General features: G+C 59.7%; 2 protein-coding genes. Both read right to left on the reverse strand.

Translation table 11 applies throughout. The features are described 5' to 3' along the window. Positions 1–72 precede the first annotated feature (72 nt). A complete protein-coding gene (locus H5U08_RS16410) occupies positions 73–1,887 on the reverse strand; it encodes a phospholipid carrier-dependent glycosyltransferase (RefSeq protein WP_297035513.1) in 1,815 nt (604 codons plus the stop codon). 122 nt (positions 1,888–2,009) lie between these two features. Further along, a partial coding sequence (locus H5U08_RS16415) for a hypothetical protein (protein ID WP_297035515.1) occupies positions 2,010–2,228 on the reverse strand: 219 nt, incomplete at its 5' end.

Below are 2,228 nucleotides of genomic sequence, written 5' to 3' on the forward strand. Positions count from 1 at the left end.
GTGTGGACCTTCGCGTTCCTCTTCGCAGCGGAAAAGTGGGGATGTCTCAGGAGGTTTCCTGGTCGAGACAAATTACGGGGTATTCTCGACGGCCGTGCTTTGGCTGGCGCGCCAATATTCGGTGATGGGAAAGACCTTCACGACCCAAACGCGGCCGACAAGAGGACAGCAGGTGGCCTGTCCGGCGTATTTCACAAAGGCCGGTGTGCCGTGGCGGGCCAGCCATTCGTCGATGGCGTTCCAGGCACTTGGGCGGTGTTGAATGACGTACCACCGGGCGTCCGCAGGTGAGGAAGCGGGTTCCGGCCCCAGCCAACCCCACGCATGTTGAAGGTCGAGATCGTCCGGCGACCCCGCGGAAAAATAGACTTTTTCACCGGGGACACACTGAGTGCGGAGCCATAACAGGACGTCGTGATCCAAGCCGTCCCAGTAGTACGTCGATTCCATGCCCCGCTTGGTAGCGCCTGGCAGACCTCCGATCAACAGATTGTAGTACGAGAGCCACTGCGGTGCGAAACAGTACAGCGGAATGACGCAAAGCAACAATGCGGTCCATGCCGTGATCGACGCCAGCGTGGCGAGTCCGTGCCGCTGTGAACGCAGTGGCGGAAAAGACCTGTCTTGTCCAGGGACGTGGTTCGCAACGTCGGCCGGATTTTGAGGTCGAGGCTCTTTATCGGCGGTTTGTTCCGCCAGTATTTTGGGCCCCATGCCGACGCCCAGCCCGGCGAGCAGCCCCAAAAAGGCAAACGCGGGAAGAAAGAGCCGAATTCCATCGTGGGGTGGGGCCCCGGGCATTGCCCGCACGATAATGAGAATGCCCCAGTGCGCTGCCAAAAGAGCGACCGAATGGCGCATCCGTCGCCGGCCGATGGTCGCAAGGCCCAATACAAAGAAAAGTAAAATCGGCAGGGGAACCGCCACAGCAGTCCAGAATAGGGTGTTGTACCAGGGCAGGGGATGATACAGATCGTACATCTTTCCCAGAAAGTATGTGGGAATGTTGAGCCCCGGGAGCTGGTCCCGATGGAGATTGAAACGGAAAAACATGAGCATCCCGACGATGGGACGCACCCACAGGGGAGGGTTGCACAGGAAGAAGGTGACCAAGGCCGCGAGAAATCCCCAGCGCAATAGCGACCACGAGCGACGATTGCGTTGTAAAACGGGCCAGATCAGAAAGGGAAGCGGAGCCAACCAACCGGTGAATTTGCAACTCATTGTTGCGCCCAGCAGGGCACCCCAGCGGATTGCTGGAAGGATGTCCTCTTTCAGTGTGGGCTTGGCAGCCCGGGTGAAAGCCCTTTCTGGAAAGGCGGCCCAGGAGAGGAGCCAGAATGCGGTGAGCGGCCCGTCAAAGGATGCGTAATGAGCATGGGCGAACAGCCGCGGCTGGAGGATGAGGGCGGTTGCGGCAGCCCAGCCCGCCCGCGGTCCCCAATAGCGAGCCATCTTCGCGGCGGCAGCACCCACGGCCACAGCAAAGACTAGGATCGGACCGAAGCGGTATCGTGTGAGAGGATCCAGCACGTTCGGCGCTACGGCCTCTCCCAGGGCAATGACGATCCCGTAGAGGGCCGGATGGCCTTCCCGCTGCGTGGTGAAAGGAAATCCCCACCAGAGTCTTCTTCGGGAAAAAGGATGTCCAATGGGCGTGCTCCTCCCGCTGGTGGGCGAGAATAGATCGACACACCACGCCTGAATTCTTTCCGCCCGGCGGATGGCATCACCCTCATCCCAGGTCATGGGTGTGACGGGCGATGTGAACAGCAGGCAGCAGAATGTGACGACACCGCAGGCGCACCCAATCCACATGGGACTGCGGTGAACTGGGTCAGGCGTTTCAATGTCAGGGGCTCGGCGAGTAAAAGGAAGTCCGTCCATAACCCCAATTATCTTTTCGAAGATGACCGCACACAGGTGGTGGGACAACTTTCTCCGACAGGTAAAGCGATCCGTGTCGTTCCGCAAAATCCGCCACGACACCCTCGACCGCCCCGAATCTGTCACGTCATGGACCAACCTGGGTGGAAGAAAAGGAGGCTGCGAATCGACTCCTTCGGTACTGCCGCGTGGATGGGCTCGATATGCCACCACACGGCCGTGTGAGTCCGTTTGTTCGGGAGGGACGTGCCTGTCACGTCCACATTCGGAGGGACCCGCTTGTCGGGTCCGATCAGCCCATCGATGACCTTTTCGGCGTTGTCGAGCGAAGTTCTGTGAAC

It is taken from the genome of Thermogutta sp. (genome assembly GCF_014359955.1).
Taxonomy (GTDB): domain Bacteria; phylum Planctomycetota; class Planctomycetia; order Pirellulales; family Thermoguttaceae; genus Thermogutta.